The organism is Pseudofrankia saprophytica (genome assembly GCF_000235425.2).
Taxonomy (GTDB): Bacteria; Actinomycetota; Actinomycetes; order Frankiales; family Frankiaceae; genus Pseudofrankia; species Pseudofrankia saprophytica.
The window spans coordinates 6,500,503-6,520,233 of sequence record NZ_KI912266.1; the positions used below are offsets into that span (position 1 = coordinate 6,500,503).

Below are 19,731 nucleotides of genomic sequence, written 5' to 3' on the forward strand. Positions count from 1 at the left end.
GGTACCCCACCGGGCGCACCCATCGGGGTCGAAGCAGCACGCTCCGGCGTCCGGCCAGCGCGATCTACGCCTACGCCCTAACGTGGCCGCCATGGGCGTCCCGTTGTCACCCGACGCCGGGTCCGCGCGAGCGGCGGTGACGGCGGCGACCACGACGACGCCGGCCCTCGCGGGGCCGGGCCTGTTCGTCGCCACGGCCACGGCGTTGCGGGAGGCCTTGGGCACGCTGCGCCCCGAGTTGGCCGTCCGGGAGGCGACGCCGCCGAGCCGGGTCGCGCCCTACGCGTTCGCGCTCGCGGCCAGCCTCGCCGGCGATGACGAGGACCTCGCCGCCGGCCGGCTCGTCCTCCTGTTCGATCCGGCGGGGCACAACGCCTGGGAGGGCACCGCCCGGCTGGTCTGCTATGCCCGCGCCGCCGTCGAGCCCGAGGTCGCGACCGACCCGATGCTGCCCGAGGTGGCATGGTCCTGGCTGGTCGAGGCGATGGCGGCGCACGGCGTGGGCGTCCGGGCACTCGGTGGCACGGTCACCACGACGACGTCGCGCCGCTTCGGGGTGCTCGCGCCCGACGGCGACAGCTTCGACGTCGAGATGCGCTGCTCCTGGTCTCCCGACTGGGCGGAGACAGCCGGCCGGCCCCGTCCCGGCGGGGAGGGTGGGACGCCCTGGTCGGCCCAGGGCACGGCCGCCCACCTGCATGCGTTCGCCGACCTGCTGGCCGCCATGGCCGGCCTGCCGCCCCGCATCGCCGGCGTCGTCTCTCTCCCCGGACGCCGCTTCTAACCGCTGGTCAGCCGGCCCGCGCGGCACGCAGCACCCGCCCCTCGGGCAGCGCGGGCGAGCCGCGTACATATGCCGGTACGCCGGTCACTGGTGCCGGTAGCCTCGTTACGAAGCGTATAAACGGTACGTTTGATCCGCCGACCGGCCTGCCAACCGCGGCTTTGACACGTACCATCGCCGATCGTGACGTCGACGGTTCCGAACTCAACACGGCAGCTCAGCGGGGGTGGCAGACCAGACGTGACCGACGCGGCAGAGCCGGCGTCGCCCGCCGTCACCCCACTGCTGGAACCGGTCGAGGGCGTACCACCCGTCACCAGCGACGCGAGGGCCCTCGCCGCGGTGGCCGAGCGGCTCGCCGCGGGTGAGGGTCCGGTGGCCTTCGACGCCGAGCGCGCATCCGGCTATCGCTACAGCCAGCGCGCCTACCTGGTCCAGATCCGCCGGCGCGGCTCCGGCACGGTGCTGATCGACCCGGTCACACTGCCCGACCTGACCGTGCTCCAGGAGAAGGTCGGCGAGTGCGAGTGGGTGCTGCACGCCGCGAGCCAGGACCTGCCCTGCCTGGCCGAGCTGGGGCTGCGCCCGACGAGGCTGTTCGACACCGAGCTCGCCGGCCGGCTGCTGGGCTACGAGCGGGTCGGGCTCGGGATGATGGTCGAGCGGGTGCTCGGGTTCGGCCTGGAGAAGGGGCACTCCGCGGCTGACTGGTCGACCCGACCGCTGCCCGAGCCGTGGCTGCGCTACGCGGCGCTCGACGTCGAGCTGCTCGTCGAGCTGCGTGACGCGCTCACGGCCGAGCTCACCGAGACGGGCAAGCTGGAGTTCGCCCTCCAGGAGTTCGCGGCGATCGCCGCCGCCCCGCCACGCGAGCCGAGGGCCGAGCCCTGGCGGCGCACCAGCGGCATCCACCGCGCCCGCAGCCGACGGCAGCTGGCCGCGGTCCGCTCGATGTGGACCGCCCGGGACAAGATCGCCCGCGTCCGCGACATCGCGCCCGGCCGGGTGCTGCCAGACAGCGCGATCATCGACGCGGTGCTGTCCGCGCCCGCCGACGCCGCCGAGCTGGTCAAGCTGCCGGTGTTCTCCGGGCCGCGGCTGCGGCGCAGCGCCGGCGTCTGGATGACGGCGCTGACCCAGGCCGCGGCGCTGCCGGACGCGGAGCTCCCGCCCGCGACCGCCTCCACCGGCGGCGACGGGCTGCCGCCGCCCAACCGGTGGGCCGAGCGCGACCCGATCGCCGCCGCCCGGCTCGCCCGGGTCCGCGCCAGCCTCAACAAGGTCGCGGGCGAGCAGAACATGCCGGTGGAGAACCTGATCGAGCCCGCGTTGACCCGGCGGGTCGCCTGGTCGCCGCCCGGCGAGCTGTCCGCCGCGGCCGTGGCCGACGCGCTGCGCGCCGGCGGTGCCCGCCCCTGGCAGGTGGACCTGACGGCGACCGCGATCGCCGTCGCCCTGATCGAGCCCCCCAAGGCCGAGCCCCAGGAGCCGCGCCCGGCCGGCCGGGCCGCCACCGCGGCCGCCGGTCCGGCCGGCGGCACCGAGGCCGCCCCCTAGCTCCCGCTGGTCCTACCGGCCAGTACCCGCTGATCCTGCTGGACGCGACCGCGCGGGCGGTCTGGCCCGGGATGTCCGCCGAGCGCGAACCCGGGCACGATCCGTGGCCGCCGCCGGTTGCTGGCGACATGAGTGATGACGTCCCGCCAGCCCAGCGTGACGACCCCGCCGGCCAGGGCGACGAGCCGGCCGAGCAGGAGCCGCTCGACGCCTACTCAGCGGCCGTCGTCCACGTGGCGAGCACGGTGCTGCCGAGCGTCGCGAGCCTGCGGGTCCGCGGCCGGCGCGGGCAGGGCGCCGGCAGCGCGAGCGTCCTGACCACCGACGGGTTCCTGCTCACCAGCGCGCACGTCGTAGAGGGGGCGGACACCGCCGAGGCGATCTTCACCGACGGCTCCGACGTCACCGCCGATGTGATCGGCCGTGATCCGCTGTCGGACCTCGCGGTGCTCCGGGCGCGCGGCGACGTGCCGTCTCCGGTCACCCTCGGCGACGCCGGCCAGCTGCGGGTCGGCCAGCTGGTCGTCGCGCTCGGCAACCCCCTCGGCCTGGCCGGCAGCGTCACCGCCGGGATCGTCTCCGCGCTCGGCCGCTCGCTGCCGACCCAGTCCGGCCGGGTCGTCGACGAGGTCATCCAGACCGACGCGGCCCTCAACCCGGGCAACAGCGGCGGGGTGCTCGCCGACAGCCGGGGCCGCATGGTCGGCGTCAACACGGCGGTCGCGGGGATCGGCCTCGGCCTCGCCGTCCCGATCAACGACACCACCCGCGGCCTGATCGCCACCCTGATGCGCCACGGCCGGGTCCGCCGCGCCTGGCTCGGCATCGCCGGCGCCGAGGCCCCGCTGCCACCGGCGCTGGCCGCCAAGGTGGGGCGCCGCGCCGGCCTGCGGGTCGCCCAGGTGGTCGACGGCAGCCCCGCCGAACGCGCGGGCCTGCGTCGTGGCGACGTCGTCCTGTCCGTCGACGGCCAGGAGATCGCCACCAGCACCGCCATCCAGAAGCTCATGGTCGAACACGCCATCGGCCGCCGCCTGGAGGTCACCGTGTGGCGAAACGGCGCCCTCGTCGACGTCGTCGCCGTCCCCCGCGAGCTCACCGACGCCTAGGTCGCCGACGCGGGCCTGCTTCGGGATCACGTGGCGGGTGCCGTGCGGGCGACAGTCGCCGGGGCGACGAACGCGGTTCGAGGGGCGATTCCCGTCCTCAGAATGACGGCGTGGCCTAACCGCCAGGTAAGGCCACGACAGCGGGTCCGTAACGGATCCGTCTGCTTCCCGCCGCCGAGGTTCTCGTGAGCTCGGCGCCCCGAACACCTGCCCGCGCCGGGTCGACCGCCGCCTGGGACGACGCCGTCCCGTGGCCGGCCGTGGCGAGCTGAAAGGACCTCCCGTGAGTGGCGTCAACGAAGCCGCCGTGTCGGATCCGTCGACCCGCCCCAGGCGCACGCGCCGTCGCCGGGGCCACCCGACGGCATGCGTTCAGGTCTCGACGGCCGAGCCGGCCACGGTCGGGACCGTCGCCGCGGCCATCGCCCCGGAGGCCATCGAGCCGGCGGTCGCCGCGGGCGCCCCGGACACCGCGAGCGCTCCGGACACGACGGGAGTCCCGGACGCGGCGGGAGTCCCGGACACGGCGGGAGTCCCGGTCTCCGGTCCTGGTGTCTTCGACGACGGCGTCGTCTGGTTCCCCGGCGAGCCGGCCGACGACGCCGACGACGCGGGTGCGGGCGCGCTCGCGGCGACCGACGGCAGAGTTGCCGCGCCATCGGCGCCCGCCCGGGTCGCGCCGACCCGGCCGGCGCGGCGGCGGCTCGCCGTCGTCCTGCCGGCCGCCGGGATCGCGACCGTCCTCGCGGCGGGCGGTGTCGGGATCGGCGCGCTCGCGGCGCAGGGGGAGGCTCAGCCAGGCGACACCGTCAGCGCCTACCTGACACAGATCGGCCACGGTCAGCTGTGGGCCGCCTACCAGCGGCTGTGCGGCCAGACGCTCGACGAGCACGCGACGGCCGGCCACGCGTACGGCCCCGGCGACTTCCAGAACGACCTACTGGCTCAGAACGCCCGTGACGGCGGGACGATCCGCGCGGTCAGCGTCACCGGCGTGACGCTCGCCCCCACGCCGGCCACGGAGTCGGAGCGCGACGTCACCGTCCTCGTCCGGCGCGAGCACGCGGCCACGAGCCGCGTATATCGCGTCGACCGTCACGACGGCCGTTACTGCCTGCGCACCATCTGACCCAGCCCTTTCTGCACCTTCCGCACCTTCCGCGAGCCGCCCGCCCGGCCGCGAGACGCCCGTCGGCGCGGTGCTCGCGCGCCGCCTTCGATCTTGCCTTCTCCGATCTTTCAGCCACCAGAACCGAGGACGCAGTGAACGCCAACCAGTACGGACACCCCGCCACCCCGACGCAGTACGACGCGCAGCCCGGCGCCGCCTGGCCGGGACAGCCCGCCGGCCCCGGCCAGCCCGGCTACCCCGCTCAGCCCGGGTACGGCGGCCAACCGGGCTACGGCCAGCAGCCCGGGTACGGCGGCCAACCGGGCTACGGGGGGCAGCCCGGCTACGGGGGGCAGCCCGGCTACGGGGCACCCGGCTACGGCGACGCTGCGGGGTACGGCGCGCCGGCCGGGCCGGGCCTGCCCGGTTACCCGGGCGCGGGCGCGCCGGCGCCCAGGAAGCGGCGACGCTGGGTGCTGCCCGTCGTCCTCGTGGCCGTGCTCATCGTCGGCGGCTGCGCGGCCGGCATCGCGACGCTCGCCAAGGCGGGCTCGGGACCGAAGTCCGTGGTCAGCGGCTACCTGGGCGACGTGCGGGGCGCCCGCTACCAGCAGGCCTACGACCGGCTGTGCGGCTCGCTGCGCGGCCAGGGCTCCGCCGCGGACTTCACCACGGTCATGCGGCAGCGGGACACGGCCGAGGGCCCGATCTCCAAGTTCAAGACCACCGGGTACAGCGTGAGCTCACGCAACGGCTCCACCACGCGGGTCGTCACCGCCAGGATCACCCGGAATGGCAAGACCACCGCGTACGACTACAAGATTGGCAAGGAAGGCGGCAAGGACTGCCTGCTGTCCACGTGACCCGGCCGCCGTGGGCCTGACAGGGCCGACACCGGGTTCGACAGGAGCGACGCGGAGCGTGCGCCGGGCAAGACGGGGCGCGCCTGGCACGGTGGCCAGAGGGGCATGGAAGACTCGCGGCGGTTGTTACCTACTCATCGGTAACTCTGTCGTAGGCTGGCGGGGTGCCGCTGGGCGACGCCCGGTGGCACGGCCCAGCCGAGCCGTTCCTCGCCGGGGAGGACCTCCGTGTTCAAGGCATCCCGTGGTGCTGTCCGCGACGTCGTGTTCGTCGACGGGGTACGCACCCCGTTCGGCAAGGCCAAGGGGGTCTACGCCGAGACCCGCGCGGACGACCTGGTGGTCCGGGTCATCCGGGACCTGTTGCGGCGCAACCCGTCCCTGCCGCCGGAGCGGGTCGACGACGTGGCGATCGCCGCGACGACCCAGATCGGCGACCAGGGGCTGACGATCGGCCGGGTCGCCGGGATCCTGTCCGGGCTGCCCGAGTCGGTGCCCGGCTACGCGATCGACCGGATGTGCGCCGGCGCCGTCACGGCCGTCACCACCACGGCGTCCGCGATCGGTATCGGCGCCTACGACGTGGCGATCGCCGGCGGCGTCGAGCACATGGGGCGCCACCCGATGGGCGAGGGCGTCGACCCGAACCCGCGCTTCGTCTCCGAGAAGCTCGTCGACCCGTCCGCGCTGGTCATGGGCATGACCGCCGAGAACGTGCACGACCGCTACCCCGACATCACCAAGGCGCGCGCCGACGCCTACGCCGCCGCGTCCCAGGAGAAGGTCGCGAAGGCCTACGCGGACGGCAAGATCCAGCCGGACCTCGTCCCGGTCGCCGCGCGGCACGCCGAGACCGGCTGGGAGTACGTGACGGCCGACGAGCCGCCGCGGCCGGGCACGACCGTCGAGGGCCTGGCGCAGCTGAAGACCCCGTTCCGGCCGCACGGCAGGGTGACGGCAGGCAACTCGGCCGGCATCAACGACGGCGCGACGGGCTGCATCCTGGCCGCGAGCGAGGTCGCCGACGAGCTGGGCCTGTCCAAGAAGATGTCTCTCGTCGGGTTCGGGTTCGTCGGGGTGGCGCCCGAGGTGATGGGCGTCGGCCCGATCCCGTCGACCGAGAAGGCGCTCGCCCGCACCGGCCTGACGATCGACGACATCGGCCTGTTCGAGCTGAACGAGGCGTTCGCCGTCCAGGTGCTGGCGTTCCTCGACCACTTCGGCCTCGCGGACGACGACCCGCGGGTCAACCCCTACGGCGGCGCGATCGCGCTCGGCCACCCGCTGGCGAGCTCCGGCGTGCGGCTGATGACGCAGCTCGCCCGCGAGTTCGAGGAGCACACCGAGGTCCGCTACGGCCTGACCGCGATGTGCGTCGGCTTCGGCATGGGCGCCACCACGATCTGGGAAAACCCCCACTTCTCGGCCTGAGACCGATCCGGACAGGAGAACCGCCGCATGAGCAGCACTGGCGCAGCGCTGGACTTTCCGGACGAGGTCGTCACGCACGCCTACGTCCGTTACGCCCAGCTTCCCGGGGTCGACGGCCCGATCGCCCTGATCACGCTGGACAACGGGCATGACCACACCCGGCCGAACACGTTCGGCCCCGCCGGGCTGCGCGAGCTGTTGGCCGCCGTCGACGAGATCGAGGCGCACACGCCGCCGGTCGCCGCGGTCGCCGTCACCGGCAAGCCGTTCATCTTCTGCGTCGGCGCGGACCTGTCGTTCCGGTCGTCCTTCACCGACCCGGACGCGATCCGGCCGGCGATCGAGAAGCTCGGCGAGCTGGGGCACCAGGCGCTGCGCCGCGTCGGCGAGGGCAAGCTTCGCGGGCGGAAGGTGCCGACGTTCGCGCTGGTCAACGGCGCGGCGATGGGCGGTGGCCTGGAGCTGGCGCTGCACTGCGACTACCGGGCGTTCTCCGCCGGCATCCCGGTGCTCGCGCTGCCGGAGGTGTTCCTCGGTCTGGTACCCGGCTGGGGCGGCACCCAGCTGCTACCGAACCTGGTCGGCGCCGACAAGGCCGTCACCCTCGCGATCGAGAACCCGCTCAACACCAACCGCACCCTCAAGGGCCCGCAGGCGGCGAAGCTCGGCCTCGCCGACGTCCTGCTGGAGCCGGCCGACTTCCTCGAGGAGGCGCTCGGCTGGGTCGGCCGGGTGCTGCGCGGCCTGAGCCAAAGGTCGAGCGACAATGGCGAAGCCTCGCGCGACCGGCGGCTGTCAGACGACATTGTCGATCCGGTCGCCGCCCGCCCGGCCGTCGAGCGCGGCCAGGCCTGGGCGGACGCGCTCGCCCGCGGCCGGGCGCTGGCAGACGCGAAGCTGCACGGCGCCGCGCCCGCCGCCTACCGCGCGCTGGACCTGCTGGCGCTGGCCGAGACGGCCGACCGTGACGCCGGCTACGCCGCCGAGACGACGGCGCTCGCCGACCTGTCGGTCTCCGACGAACTCGCCGCGAGCCTCTACGCCTTCGACCTGACCCAGAAGCGCGCCCGCAAGCCGGTCGGCGGGCCGGACCCGAAGCTCGCCCGGCCGGTGACGAAGGTCGGCGTCGTGGGCGCCGGGCTGATGGCCAGCCAGCTCGCGCTGCTGTTCGCCCAGCGCCTCGAGGTGCCGGTCGTGCTCACCGACCTCGACCAGGCCCGCCTCGACAAGGGCGTCGGCTACGTCCACCGCGAGGTCGACAACCTGCTGCTGCGCGGCCGGGTCTCCCACGACAAGGCCAACCGGCTCAAGGCCCTGGTCACCGGTTCGCTGACCAAGGACGCGTTCGCCGACGCCGACCTCGTCATCGAGGCCGTCTTCGAGGATTTGAAGGTCAAGCAGGTGGTGCTCGGCGAGCTGGAGGCGGTGGTCCGCCCCGACGCCCTGCTGCTGACGAACACCTCCGCGCTGTCCGTGACCGACATGGCCGCGGGCCTCGCGCACCCCGAGCGGGTCGCCGGCCTGCACTTCTTCAACCCGGTCGCGGTGCTGCCGCTCGTCGAGGTGGTGCGGGCGGCCCGGACGGACGACGCCGCGATCGCCACGACGCTCGCGGTCGCCAAGAAGCTCGGCAAGAACGCCGTCCTCGTCAAGGACGCGCCGGCGTTCGTCGTCAACCGGCTGCTCACCCGCTTCCTCGGCGAGGTGCTCGGCGCGATCGAGGCCGGCACCCCGGTCGCCGAGGCGGACGCGGCGCTCGACCCGCTGGGCCTGCCGATGTCGCCGCTGACGCTGCTCGCGCTGGTCGGCCCGCCGGTGGCGCTGCACGTCGCCGAGACGCTGCACGAGGCGTTCCCCGACCGGTTCCACTCCCCCGCGGGCCTGGGCCGGGTCGTCGCCGCCGGCAAGACCAACATCTACACGACCGGCCCGGACGGCGCGCAGGTCGTCGACGAGGAGGCCGCGGCGCTCGCCCGCGGCCCGGTCGCCGGCGACGGCGCGGGCGCGGGCTCCGCGCTCGCGCCGAGCGGTGACGAGGTCCGCGCCTCGGCGCTCTCGGCCCTGGCCCAGGAGATCCGCCTGCTCCTCGACGAGGGCGTCGTCGCCGAGGCCGCCGACGTCGACCTGTGCATGATCCTCGGCGCCGGCTGGCCCTTCCACCTCGGCGGCATCACCCCGTACCTCGACCGCATCGGCGTCAGCGAGAAGATCGCCGGTGCCCGCTTCACCCCGCCCGGCGTCGCCACCGTCCGCTGACGACACGCTGTCGATCAGGTCGCTCGGCCGGCGACGACCGGATTGCGCCGTCGTCCGGGCGAGGGCCGCGAGTGGCGGGCCACGGGTGGGCCGCCGATCTCGGCGTCCGCACCGGCCCCGCCGCCGTCAGCCCGTCTGGTAGGTGACCGTGACGCGCCGGTTCTTCGCCCGGCCGTCGGGATCGTCAGAGCCGTCCGGGTGAGTGTTCGGCGACCGGATCCGACGCGCCGTGTCCCGTCGTCGCCACCGTGACTCCGGTCGCCGCCCCCGCCGCCCGTAGCCGCGCCGCGACGGCCTCCGCGCGACGCTGGGAGAGGGTTTGGTTGTCGTCCACCGCGCCCACGCTGTCGGTATAACCGTCGGCCTGGACCGTGGCTGCCGCCGGCGTGGGCCGCCTCACCCGGTCACCACCACGTCGGTGAAAAGCGGCCGCGCGTCGGCGAAAACGCTCACGCGCGCCCCGGCCGGCGGCGCGGCGAACGTGTACGTGGCGGCCGCCGAGGTGTCGTTCCTGATACCGAACTGGACGGCCATGGGGCCGAGATCCTGCCCCTGGCTGTCGGTCACGACGAGATAGCCCTTCAGGTTCACCGGGTCGACCAGCGTTATGGGTACCGAGACGTTCCCGAACATTCCGTACAGCGATATGCCCGAAGGTCCCCGTCCTCGGCCGAGGGCGCTACCCGCCCGGGACCGGCTGGCCGCACCAGTAGCCGTCATGGTCGAACTCCGCCGGTGGCCGCACCGCGGTGAAGCCGCGGCCCGTGGGGTCGGCCTTGATGAAGTTCTCGCAGAGGACTGGCGCCCTGGGCTTGGACAGGTCGACCGGGGGCATCAGGCCACTGCCGGTGAAGTCCGTCACCCGCCGGAGCCTCTCGATGAACTCGGCGCGGGTCGGGCAGGGCCCGGCCAGCTCGAGGCCGTGGATCATCTCGTCGGCGGCGACGTACGCCGCGATCGCGATCTCATCGCTCGGGTCCGTCATCTCCGGGGAGTAGGTGGTCATCGCGTTGTCGTACGCGGTCATCGCCGGGGAGCCCGGCGCGGCGAAGGTCGAGATGGTCGTCATCCCCGCCATCTTGGGACCGAACGTCTCGAGCAGGGACGAGCTGTAGCCGGCGGCATTCAGCGCGACGTTGATCCCCACCCCGAGATCCTTGGCCCGGGCGTAGATGTCGATGAAGTCGGCGGCCTGCGCGGAGCCGACCAGTGCGTCGGCGCCGGACTGCTTCAGTTCATCGGCGACACTCGACGCGCTGCTGATCTCGTGGGTGAAGTCGACCTGGTCGACGACCTGGACCCCGCGGCTTCGCAGGCTGGCCGAGAGCGCCGTGACGAGGGTCGGTGAGGTCGCCGCGCTCGGGTCGACGACGACCACCGCCTTGGTGCCGCCCTCCGCCTTGACGTAGTCACCGAACGTCGAGACGGTGCCCTTGTTGAACAGGCTGCCGAAATGGAAGGCATTGGGATACTCGCTCCATTCGGCACTGGAGGCGAACCCGGTGACCGGGACGTTCTTCTTCTGCAGCCAGGCAGCTGAGCCGCCGAAGGCGACCGTCAGCGCGATGAGGCCGAAGACCCGCTCGCGATCGACGAGACGACGTACCGCCGACGAGAATCCCGCGGCGGAGGCCTGGTCGTCCTGCCAGACGAGATCGATCCGGCGGCCGCCGACGCCGCCGCGGGCGTTCTGTAGGTCCACCCGGGCGTCGACCGCGCCGCGCACCCCCTTGAAGGCGTCCACGACCGCGGCGGGGCCACTGTCAGAAAGGGCGAGCCCGATTTTGATCGCGCCCGGCGCCACTCCCGGGCCCGGGCCCAGGCCCGGGGCCGGGCAGGGGCTGGCCGCGCCGCCGGACGCGCCCGACGGCGCCCCGCAGCCGGAGAGCAGGCCGGGTGAGGTCACGAGCGCGACGGCGAGGGCCACCGTGACCGTCCGCGCGTGTAATCGAGGCAGGTTCATCGTGCGCGCTGTCTCCCGTCGTGGTGCCAGGCGTTTCTCGTGGTCCCTGCCGCCGACGCGGAGCGCTGTCGCGCCGGTGGCGAGCCCGAAGGCTCGAGAGGTGACGAGGCGCAAAGGAACCAGCGGTCCAAGCGGCGAGCCAGCCCGCCAGTCGAGGTCCGGCGGACGTATCGTTCCTGACGTAGATATTCTTTTTGACGGGAGCGGGCTTTCCGGATTCGGTCGTCCGGCCCCAGGGACGACTGGCCCGCACAGCCCTGTCCGTTCCCCGCCGCGGCGGGGAACGGAAAGAATCGCCAGGCATGCGGCAGCGTCGAATCGATAGGCGGCCTCGCCACCTCGATGACACGACCATGGCAGCTCCCGAGCGACACAGTCTTGGGCAACCGCCAAATCGTGCTGGGACAAATGTTTAGCACGCGTTCTACTGGTAGGCAAGACCGATAGCCGCGGGACCGGCCTACCCCTCGGAGAGCAGGCGCAGAACCCTCACCGCGCCCGACGCCGGCCAGGCCCGGGCGGCCGGCCACGACGTGGTCCGGATGGGCCGCTGACCAGCGACACCTGAGGCGGGGACAAAGGCGACGCCCGCACCAGCGCCGGCGTGACGTTGGGCCATGGCCCAGGCACAGGGACGGGCAAAGGCGCGGGGCTGGCCACAGATATCTGTGGCCAGCCCCGCGCCTCATCTCGTCGACGACGCTGTCAGCCGGAGGTCACCGCATGGCGTCGCGCGCCCGGTCGACCGCCGATACGACCGGTCCGACCGTCCACTGGGCGGCGGGGGAACCGGCGGTCGACGGGTGCGGGTGCGTCGGGGCGACCTTTTCCGCGGCGTGCAGCTTGCGGCCCATGCCTTCAAGCTGATGCTCGTCGCGGGCCGCCCGCACGCGCGGGAACTCCTCGCTCTCCTCGTGCTCCGCGTGGGCGGACACGGAGCGCTCCAGATCGGTCAGCTTCCGCGCGAACTCGGCGCTGTCCAGGTCCATCTTCCCCAGCTCCCGGAGCACGCGGCCGGCCTTGTCCTCCTCCTCGTTGCGGGCAGCGGCGACGGACTTGTCGACCTTCTTCGTCACGGGCCGCACGACCATCTCCTCGGCGGTCTCGTGGACCGCGAGCAGCGCGCGCAGCTCGTCGAACGCCTGCCGCTTGTCCTCGCCCGTCCCCGTGCGCACCTCGGCGAACAGGTCACGAATGCGAGCGTGCTGGTCGAGCAGAACTCCCACCACATCGTCCTCAGACAGTCGCGCCGCGCGGGCACGCTCTACGTCGGCCTCGCTCATCGCCATGATCCCTCCTCGTTGTGGTGACGTTGTTGTGGTGACGTTCGGTCCGGTGCAGCGTTCGCCCTTCCCGCGTTCTCCGCTCCCAATCACGCAGCAGCGGAGCCATTCGGAGAAGCCATTCATCCGATCCGGTCCACCATCAGCCGACGTCAGCCGGCGTTCACCATCAGCCGGCCCGGCGAACAGCACGAAGGCCTACATGATGATCTATGTCGGCCACAAAAAAAATCGATCAGACGATCAGCGCCCAGGTGGGCGGAGCGACCGTCATGCTCCCGGCGAGACCAAAACCAGCCGGGAATCGTCAGGCAGTCAGGAATCGTCAGGCCAATGCGGGCGGCCGTCATCGGCCGCGCCATCACCCTCAGGCCGCCCACGGCTTCCGGCCCGGCTCATCCCGGCCGAACCGATGGTCAATCAGGTCGATCAGGAGGAAACGTCCCCCGCGGACACCCGCTGGTGGTGACGGCCCCGAGGGCCGGTGGACCGGCGCGCGCGGGTCCCGGTGTCGACGCGGCGACGGTGCGAGACCTCCGGCGCACGCTCGCGGTCCTCCGCGATGCTTTGCGCGATCATGTCGAGGGTCCGCGTCCGGGTCTGATCGTCGAGTCCGGTCAGAAGGCTGTCCAGCACGCCCATCGCCCACTCCGTTCGGTTTCGCTCGGTTTCCTCCCGATTCCCACGGAACCGCGGGTAACACGACGCCCGACATGATTTATCCGTCGGACGAGAGATCATCGGGCCCTTGGGATAGAACGGGGTGATCCGGGTACCTCGCCGCCATGACCACTACTCAGCACACCACCGGAGTCCCCGCGGCCCGGCTCAGCGACGACGACCTGCGCCGTGAGCTTGACCGGCTGCACGCCACCCGCCACGACACGATGATCGGCGGCAGCGAGGACGCACTCGCGACCCACACCCGGCGGATGCTCGAGCTGGAGGCCGAGTACCTCACCCGGTTCCCCGCCGAGTCCGCTCCCGACCCCGCCCGGACGCGGGCGGGCGCGCGCCGGCTCGCGGCCGGACGCTGACGCGGCGGCGCGGCGGCCTGGCAGCAAGGAAGGAACTCATGAGTTCGACGCCAGTGACGGCCAGGCCGTTCAGGCAGCCACGGCTCCGCGCCCCCGGCCGCCACCGCGGCCGCCGCTGCCGAGACCGGGACAGCCCAGCCGGGACCACCACCGCATCCAGCGTGGCCGCCGCTGCTACCCCGTCCACCGCGGGCGCCTAGCTACCTGAGCGGATCGCCGGTGATCGTGGCGGCGGAGCCGGAACCGGGTGCGAGACCGGGACATCGTCGGATCAGGCCAGAATGGGCCCATGACCAACCGGGGAACGTCGAGACGGGCACGTGCCGCTTGCCGGCCGTCGTCGACGGGCCCCGCGCCGGGGAACGCCCCGCCCTCCGCCAGCAACGCCGCCGCGACCGACACAGCCACCGACACGATGGACTCGCGGACGATCGGCGGGCCCGCGGGCGCCGGGCAGCGCAGAGCGGCGCAGCTCAGGGCGGGGCGACTCAGGGCGGGGCAGCTCAGGGCGGGGCAGAAACACAAACGTGGCGAGAGCCCGACCAATCGCGATGGGGTAGCCGCAGGTACGGCGGCGACTGGCTGGCGGCGAGGAGCCGCGCCGCGGGCAGCCGCCCTGTTGGCCTACGGGCTCGGGCTGATCGACGTCCTGTCGGCGGTCACGCCGCCGGGCCATCGCCGGGTGGCCGAGCTGCGGGCCATCCTGCCGACGGGCATCCCGGAGCACGCGCGGACGCTGACGGTCCTCGTCGGCGTCCTGCTGGTCGTGCTCGCGCACGGGCTCGCGCGCCGCAAGCAGCGCGCCTGGCAGCTCGTGCTCGCGCTCGCCGCGCTGAGCACGATCCTGCATCTGCTCAAGGGCCTCGACTACGACGACGCCGCCGGGTCGGCCGCGGTCACCGGCTGGCTGCTCTACCGCCATCGGGACTTCCACGCCGAGCCTGACCCGTCGAGCCGCTGGCGGGCCGTCGGCGCCTTCGCCGCGCTGTTCGGACTGTCGGTGGGCAGCGGCCTGTTGATGCTGCGTCTGGGCTGGTCGAGGTCGATCGGCGAGTACGCGCTGTCCGAGCAGGTCGAGCACGTGCTCGGCGGCATGGTCGGCGTCCACGGCCCGGTCGGCTTCGCCTCGGGCCGGGTCGACCGGATGGTCGCCCGGACGCTCGCCGCGATGGGCCTGCTGACGGTGGCGCTGCCGACCTGGATGGCACTGCGGCCGCCGCGGCCGCACCCGCGCCATGACGCGGACGACGAGGCCCGGCTGCTGGAGCTGCTCGCCCGCCACGGCGGCGACGACTCACTCGGCTGGTTCGCGCTGCGCCGGGACAAGGCGGTGATCTGGTCGCCGTCGGGGAAGGCCGCGATCGCCTACCGTGTCGTCGGCGCGGTGATGCTCGCCAGCGGCGACCCGCTCGGCGACCGGGAGGCGTGGCCGGGGGCGATCGCCGAGTTCCTGCGGGTCGCCGCCCGGCACGCCTGGGTCCCGGCGGTGATCGGCTGCTCGGCCGCCGGCGGCACGGCGTGGACGAGGGCCGGGCTGACCGCGCTGGAGCTGGGTGACGAGGCCGTGCTCTCGGTCGACGACTTCAGCCTGGACGGCCGGGCGATGCGCGGGGTCCGCCAGGCGGTCGCCCGGGTCGAGCGCGCCGGCTACGAGACGCGGGCCACGCGGGTGCGTGACCTGCCCGCGGCGGAACTGGCCGAACTGCGCCGGCTGGCGCACGCCTGGCGCGGCTCGGAACCGGAGCGCGGATTCTCGATGGCACTCGGGCGGTTCGCCGAGCCCGCCGCGGCCGCGGGTAAGGGCACCGGCACCGGCACCGGCACCGGTGCGGGTGCGGGTGCCGGTGCCGGCGGCCGGGTCGGCGTCGGCACGGGTGACGACGACGCCGTCGTCACCGCGTGCGCCGCCGACTGCGTGGTCGTCACCGCCGTCAGCCGGCCCGAGGCCGGCCGAGACGCGCCGGCCGGCGGGGACGCCACCGTGCCAGCCGGCGCGGTACGCGGGTTGCTGCACTTCGTGCCCTGGGGCCACGACGGGCTGTCGCTCGACGTGATGCTGCGCGACCCGCGGGCCGACAACGGGCTGACCGAGTACCTCATCGTCGCGACGATCCGCGCCGCCCGCGACCTGGGCGTACGCCGCATCTCGCTGAACTTCGCCGCCTTCCGCCAGGCGCTGGAGCTCGGAGGCCGGCTCGGCGCGGGCCCCGTGGCCAGGAGCGGGCGGTGGCTGCTGGTGTTCCTGTCCCGCTGGTTCCAGATCGAGAGCCTCTACCGGTTCAACGCCCGGTTCCAGCCGGCCTGGCAGCCGCGCTACATCTGCTTCCCCACCAGCCGTGACCTGCCCAGGGTCGCCGTCGCGATGATGGAGGCCGAGGCCTACCTCACCAGGCCCTGGCGCCGCTCCCGCCGCCCTCGGCCCACCAGCTAGACGACGGAACGTGGCGGATCAGCGACCGTATAGACACGACCATCTGCCACGCTCCAAAGTCACGGTTCGGGAACCGGACGGGGCTGGAGGTCAGCGGCGGGCGGGGACGCCGCCGGGCGGCGGCGCGCCGGCCATCGATGACGGGTCGGAGCCTTCGGGGGCCGGCTGGGTGGCGCCGCGCGGGCGCAGGGCCACGCCGACGCCGGCCCAGACGAGGTCGGCCACAGTGGCGAACAGCCGGGATACCAGCGCCAGCACCAGCGCCGGATCCCGGGCGAGCGCCGGCGACAGGGCCAGAACCAGCACCGCCTCGCGTACCCCGAGGCCGGCGGGAAGCACCAGCACGAGGAAGCCAGCGGTCCAGGACAGTGCGTAGCCGCCGACGGCGAGCGCGAGCAGCCGCGGCCCGCCGACGCTCGCGCCGAGGTCTCGGGCGAGCAGGAACGTCGCCGCGCCGTAGCAGCCGAAGCTCACCACCAGCCAGCCGGCGCCGGCCAGCACCGCGCGCGCCGGAACCGGCTCGGTCATCGCGGGGCGGCGCAGCAGCCGGAAGGCCAACGCCAGCAGCCGGCGCAGCACCGGCGGCAACAGCAGCAGCGCGAAGGCCGCGGCGGCGGCGAACGCCCACCAGTAGCTCGTGAGCGCGTCCCGGGAGACGAACGGGAGGGTCGCCGCCGCGACGAGCCCGCCGCACGGCACCGCGAGCGCCAGCACGATCAGGCTCGCCGCCGCCGAGCGCGGCCGGGCCACCCCGTAGTCGCGCGACAGCTCCATCTGAGCCAACACCGGCCACACGCTGCCCGGGATGTACTTGCCGACCTGGCCGACGAAGAAGATCCGCGTCGCCGCCCGCAGCGGCAGCCGCGCGCCCAGCCCGGCGAGCACCGCCCGCCACGACAGCACCGTCAGCCCGACGGCGACGACCGTCGCCACCCCCGAGCCGACCACCCCGACGACGCTCAGCTCCCGCAGCGACGCGCTGACCTCGTGCCACCGGCTGACCAGCGTGGCCACGAGCAGCCCGGCGGCCACCAGCAACGCCCCGCGCACCAGCCACGCGCGCGGCCCGCCCTTGCGTCTCGGCGCCGCCGGCGTCCCCTGTTCGCCTGACGGAGCGGACGCGGCGGAAGCGGGGGACGCGGCGGTGGCGGCCCGCGGACCGGCCGGATCCGACGCCGAGGCGGACACCGCCGCCGAGTCGGACGTCGCGGCCGTCCGCCGTGACGCCGCCCGGCCGCCGGCCTGGGTACGACCCGCGCGGTGCCGCCCGGTCATCGCCGGCTGGTTCGGCGCGGTGTCAGCATGCACCCGTCCAGACTAGGGGCGGACCGGTATCGCGCCGCGCTGCCCCGTCCGCACCGGTCGGCATACCTGGCGCGGACCGGGTCGGGCCGGCCGGTCGCGGACCGGACCGAAGTCGGTCCCGGACCGGACCGAAAGCCGAAACCGCCGGCCAGGCGGGTGCCTGGCCGGCGGTCGGAAGTGCCGTGCGGGGTAGCCGAGCTACTCGGCCGAGCGGCGCTGCCGCGGCGAGGCCTTGGCCGCCTTCACCTGCTCCGGGACCACCGGCTCGGCGGACGAGGCCGACTCGGGCGACGTGCCCGGCTCGCCGGCGAGTGCCGGCTGCCGACGAGCGACCGCCTCGACGACCTTGCGGGCCAGGTCCTGCGGCGCGAGGCCGACCTCCGCGAGCACCTCGTCGCGCTTGCCCTGGTCGAGGAAGCGCTGGGCGATGCCGAAGTCGCGCAGCGGGATGTCGACGTCGGCGTCCCGCAGGGCCTGCGCGATGGCCGAGCCGACACCGCCGACCCGGCCGTTGTCCTCGACGGTGACGACCAGGTCGTGCTCGCGGGCGAGCTCGACGATCTCGGCCGGCACCGGCTTGACCCAGCGCGGGTCGACGACGGTGATCCCGATGCCCTGGCTGGCCACCCGGCGGGCGACCTCCATGCAGGTCGTGGCCATCGCGCCGACGGAGACCAGCAGCACCTCTCGGTGCCGCGCCACCGCCGGCTCGCGGAACAGGACGTCCACGGTGCCGGCGGTGTCGATCGCCGGCACCTCGGCCGAGAGGTTGCCCTTCGGGAAGCGGATGACGTTCGGCTTCTCGGTCTCGGCGACCGCCTCGCGCAGCAGGGCGCGCAGCGTCGGCTCGTCGCGCGGCGCGGCGATCTCCAGGTCCGGCACGATCTGCATGAGCGACATGTCCCACATGCCGTTGTGCGACGGGCCGTCCTCGCCGGTCACGCCCGCGCGGTCGAGCACGAACGTCACGGCCTGGCGGTGCAGCGCGACGTCCATGAGGACCTGGTCGAACGCGCGGTTGAGGAAGGTCGCGTAGATGCAGACGACCGGCTTGAGGCCGCCCATCGCGAGGCCCGCCGCCGAGGTGGTGGCGTGCTGCTCGGCGATGCCGACGTCGAAGACCCGGTCGGGGAACGCCTTGGAGAACGCGTGCAGGCCGACGGGCTGCAGCATCGCGGCGGTCAGGGTGACCACATCCGGCCGCTCCGCGCCGATCTGGACGATCTCGTCGGAGAAGACGCCCGTCCAGGACCGGCCCTTCTTCGCGCCGGTCGGCTTGCCGGTCTTCGGGTCGATGATGCCGACGGCGTGGAACTGGTCGGCCTCGTCCTGCTCGGCGGCCGGGTAGCCGAAGCCCTTGCGGGTGACGGCGTGCACGATCACCGGGCGGTTGTAGTCCTTGGCGCGGCGCAGCGCCTGCTCCATGGCGGCGTGGTCGTGGCCGTCGACCGGGCCGACGTACTTCAGGCCGAGGTCCTCGAACATGCCCTGCGGCTGGACGACGTCCTTGATGCCCCGCTTGATGCCGTGCAGCGCGTCGAACAGCGGGGCGCCGACCAGCGGGGTGCGGCCGAGGACCTGCTTGACGACGTCGAGCACCTGCTCGTACTCGGGCGCCAGGCGCAGCGCGGCCAGGTGGTCGGCGAGGCCGCCGATGGTCGGCGCGTAGGAGCGGCCGTTGTCGTTGACGACGATGACGACCTTGCGGTCGCCAGCGGCGATGTTGTTGATCGCCTCCCAGCACATGCCGCCCGTGAGCGCGCCGTCGCCGACGACGGCGACGACGTGGCGGTCCTCGCCACGCAGCGCATAGGCCCGCGACAGACCGTCGGCGTAGGAGAGTGCGGTGGAGGCGTGCGAGTTCTCGATGATGTCGTGGTCGGACTCGGCCTGGCTGGGGTAGCCGGACATCCCGCCACGCTGGCGCAGGTTCACGAAACCGTCGGCGCGGCCAGTGAGCAGCTTGTGCACATAGGCCTGATGACCGGTGTCCCAGAGGACCCGGTCAAAGGGCGAGTCGAATACCCGATGAATTGCCACCGTGAGTTCGACTGCGCCCAGGTTCGGACCGAGGTGGCCACCAGTGCGCGCGACCGCGTGGATCAGGAAATCACGGATCTCCGCGGCCAGGACGGGCAGCTCCTCGGGGTTGAGGCGTTTGACGTCCTGTGGGCTGTTGATCGTCGGCAGCAGCGGCACGGCGTGCACTCCCTCCCCCGACTGGGGATCGGTCCCGGGGTCCGGGAAAGCCTAGCCTGGCCGGATGCCGGCCAAGGGACCGGCACCCGACATGTGAGATCACCATGACCGCGAGTGAATTCGCGCGCTTTGGCGCTAGAATGCACTCCCCAGCGTGGCGACACTCTGTTGTAACAACAACGCGTCCCGGCACCAGTACTCTCATGAACCTACCGCCGTTCGGTCACCACGCCATGTCGGTCATCCGACCACCCGACGCGGCGGTCTCCGCCTGCCCCAGACCTCCCAGCAGACCTCCCAGATCACGACCTCCCAGATCGGCTTCGCCGATCCGGCAGGGACCCCGTCCGGCGATCCGGCAGGAACCCCGGCTTCGCGATCCGGCAGGGACCCGGCCAGGCG

Annotated in this window: 16 protein-coding genes; 9 read left to right on the plus strand and 7 right to left on the minus strand. The window is 73.5% G+C overall.

All coding sequences use genetic code 11. The annotated features are described in order from the left end of the window. The first annotated feature begins 91 nt into the window (after window positions 1-91). From FRCN3DRAFT_RS56580 to FRCN3DRAFT_RS0227585, 7 genes are all read left to right on the plus strand, one after another. Complete coding sequence (locus tag FRCN3DRAFT_RS56580; RefSeq protein ID WP_007516075.1) at window positions 92-784, plus strand: DUF3000 domain-containing protein; 693 nt, start codon at window positions 92-94, stop codon at window positions 782-784. A 240-nt stretch (window positions 785-1,024) separates the two neighbouring features. Further along, on the plus strand, window positions 1,025-2,341 hold the full coding sequence (locus FRCN3DRAFT_RS46610; RefSeq protein WP_007516076.1) for a ribonuclease D: 1,317 nt from the start codon (window positions 1,025-1,027) through the stop codon (window positions 2,339-2,341). A gap of 128 nt (window positions 2,342-2,469) precedes the next feature. Then, window positions 2,470-3,450, plus strand: coding sequence for a S1C family serine protease (locus tag FRCN3DRAFT_RS0227565; protein ID WP_007516077.1), 981 nt, complete (start codon window positions 2,470-2,472; stop codon window positions 3,448-3,450). Between the two features lie 283 nt (window positions 3,451-3,733). Next, on the plus strand, window positions 3,734-4,579 hold the full coding sequence (locus tag FRCN3DRAFT_RS0227570; protein WP_007516078.1) for a hypothetical protein: 846 nt from the start codon (window positions 3,734-3,736) through the stop codon (window positions 4,577-4,579). Between the two features lie 134 nt (window positions 4,580-4,713). Further along, window positions 4,714-5,424 carry a hypothetical protein gene (locus FRCN3DRAFT_RS0227575; RefSeq protein ID WP_007516079.1) on the plus strand — a complete coding sequence of 237 codons (711 nt, stop codon included), beginning with the start codon at window positions 4,714-4,716 and terminating at the stop codon, window positions 5,422-5,424. Between the two features lie 228 nt (window positions 5,425-5,652). Then, window positions 5,653-6,855, plus strand: a complete 1,203-nt coding sequence (locus FRCN3DRAFT_RS0227580) for a thiolase family protein (protein WP_007516080.1) — start codon at window positions 5,653-5,655, stop codon at window positions 6,853-6,855. A gap of 27 nt (window positions 6,856-6,882) precedes the next feature. Continuing rightward, window positions 6,883-9,111 (plus strand): 3-hydroxyacyl-CoA dehydrogenase NAD-binding domain-containing protein, encoded by a 2,229-nt coding sequence (locus tag FRCN3DRAFT_RS0227585; RefSeq protein ID WP_007516081.1) that lies wholly within the window; start codon window positions 6,883-6,885, stop codon window positions 9,109-9,111. Window positions 9,112-9,295: 184 nt separating this feature from the next. Here the strand turns inward: FRCN3DRAFT_RS0227585 and FRCN3DRAFT_RS56585 are convergent, their stop codons facing one another. The 5 genes from FRCN3DRAFT_RS56585 to FRCN3DRAFT_RS46625 all read right to left on the minus strand — a co-directional run bounded on the left by FRCN3DRAFT_RS56585 (window position 9,296) and on the right by FRCN3DRAFT_RS46625 (window position 12,999). After that, entirely contained in the window at window positions 9,296-9,511 is a 216-nt protein-coding gene (locus FRCN3DRAFT_RS56585; protein WP_007516082.1) for an OmpA family protein, read from the minus strand. After that, window positions 9,508-9,702, minus strand: coding sequence for a hypothetical protein (locus FRCN3DRAFT_RS56590; RefSeq protein WP_232794171.1), 195 nt, complete (start codon window positions 9,700-9,702; stop codon window positions 9,508-9,510). Before FRCN3DRAFT_RS56590 ends, FRCN3DRAFT_RS56585 begins: the two co-directional genes overlap by 4 nt. 88 nt (window positions 9,703-9,790) lie before the next feature. Continuing rightward, window positions 9,791-11,074, minus strand: a complete 1,284-nt coding sequence (locus FRCN3DRAFT_RS0227600; protein WP_007516084.1) for an ABC transporter substrate-binding protein — start codon at window positions 11,072-11,074, stop codon at window positions 9,791-9,793. A gap of 716 nt (window positions 11,075-11,790) precedes the next feature. Beyond that, the gene (locus tag FRCN3DRAFT_RS0227605) at window positions 11,791-12,363 is read right to left on the minus strand and encodes a hemerythrin domain-containing protein (protein WP_007516085.1); all 573 of its coding nucleotides are present in this window, start codon (window positions 12,361-12,363) and stop codon (window positions 11,791-11,793) included. Window positions 12,364-12,786: 423 nt separating this feature from the next. Further along, on the minus strand, window positions 12,787-12,999 hold the full coding sequence (locus FRCN3DRAFT_RS46625) for a hypothetical protein (RefSeq protein WP_007516086.1): 213 nt from the start codon (window positions 12,997-12,999) through the stop codon (window positions 12,787-12,789). Window positions 13,000-13,142: 143 nt separating this feature from the next. Here FRCN3DRAFT_RS46625 and FRCN3DRAFT_RS0227615 point away from each other — a divergent pair, with 143 nt between their 5' ends. Further along, window positions 13,143-13,394, plus strand: coding sequence for a DUF6158 family protein (locus FRCN3DRAFT_RS0227615; RefSeq protein ID WP_007516087.1), 252 nt, complete (start codon window positions 13,143-13,145; stop codon window positions 13,392-13,394). A 247-nt stretch (window positions 13,395-13,641) separates the two neighbouring features. After that, on the plus strand, window positions 13,642-15,825 hold the full coding sequence (locus FRCN3DRAFT_RS46630; protein WP_007516088.1) for a phosphatidylglycerol lysyltransferase domain-containing protein: 2,184 nt from the start codon (window positions 13,642-13,644) through the stop codon (window positions 15,823-15,825). Window positions 15,826-15,915: 90 nt separating this feature from the next. Here FRCN3DRAFT_RS46630 and FRCN3DRAFT_RS0227625 read toward each other — a convergent pair whose 3' ends face one another. Together FRCN3DRAFT_RS0227625 and dxs are read right to left on the minus strand one after the other, a co-directional pair. Continuing rightward, window positions 15,916-17,100: a lysylphosphatidylglycerol synthase transmembrane domain-containing protein gene (locus tag FRCN3DRAFT_RS0227625; protein WP_007516089.1), complete on the minus strand. Its 1,185-nt coding sequence runs from the start codon at window positions 17,098-17,100 to the stop codon at window positions 15,916-15,918. Window positions 17,101-17,328: 228 nt separating this feature from the next. Beyond that, complete coding sequence (dxs, locus tag FRCN3DRAFT_RS0227635) at window positions 17,329-19,329, minus strand: 1-deoxy-D-xylulose-5-phosphate synthase (protein ID WP_007516090.1); 2,001 nt, start codon at window positions 19,327-19,329, stop codon at window positions 17,329-17,331. Between the last annotated feature and the right edge of the window lie 402 nt (window positions 19,330-19,731).

Bases quoted from the DNA above. Each gene is read 5' to 3' on its own strand.
- FRCN3DRAFT_RS56580 (WP_007516075.1), top strand. From the start codon at position 92: ATGGGCGTCCCGTTGTCACCCGACGCCGGGTCCGCGCGAGCGGCGGTG.
- FRCN3DRAFT_RS0227565 (WP_007516077.1), top strand. From the start codon at position 2,470: ATGAGTGATGACGTCCCGCCAGCCCAGCGTGACGACCCCGCCGGCCAG.
- FRCN3DRAFT_RS0227585 (WP_007516081.1), top strand. From the start codon at position 6,883: ATGAGCAGCACTGGCGCAGCGCTGGACTTTCCGGACGAGGTCGTCACG.
- FRCN3DRAFT_RS0227600 (WP_007516084.1), bottom strand. From the start codon at position 11,074: ATGAACCTGCCTCGATTACACGCGCGGACGGTCACGGTGGCCCTCGCC.
- FRCN3DRAFT_RS0227605 (WP_007516085.1), bottom strand. From the start codon at position 12,363: ATGGCGATGAGCGAGGCCGACGTAGAGCGTGCCCGCGCGGCGCGACTG.
- FRCN3DRAFT_RS46625 (WP_007516086.1), bottom strand. From the start codon at position 12,999: ATGGGCGTGCTGGACAGCCTTCTGACCGGACTCGACGATCAGACCCGG.
- FRCN3DRAFT_RS0227615 (WP_007516087.1), top strand. From the start codon at position 13,143: ATGACCACTACTCAGCACACCACCGGAGTCCCCGCGGCCCGGCTCAGC.
- FRCN3DRAFT_RS0227625 (WP_007516089.1), bottom strand. From the start codon at position 17,100: ATGACCGGGCGGCACCGCGCGGGTCGTACCCAGGCCGGCGGCCGGGCG.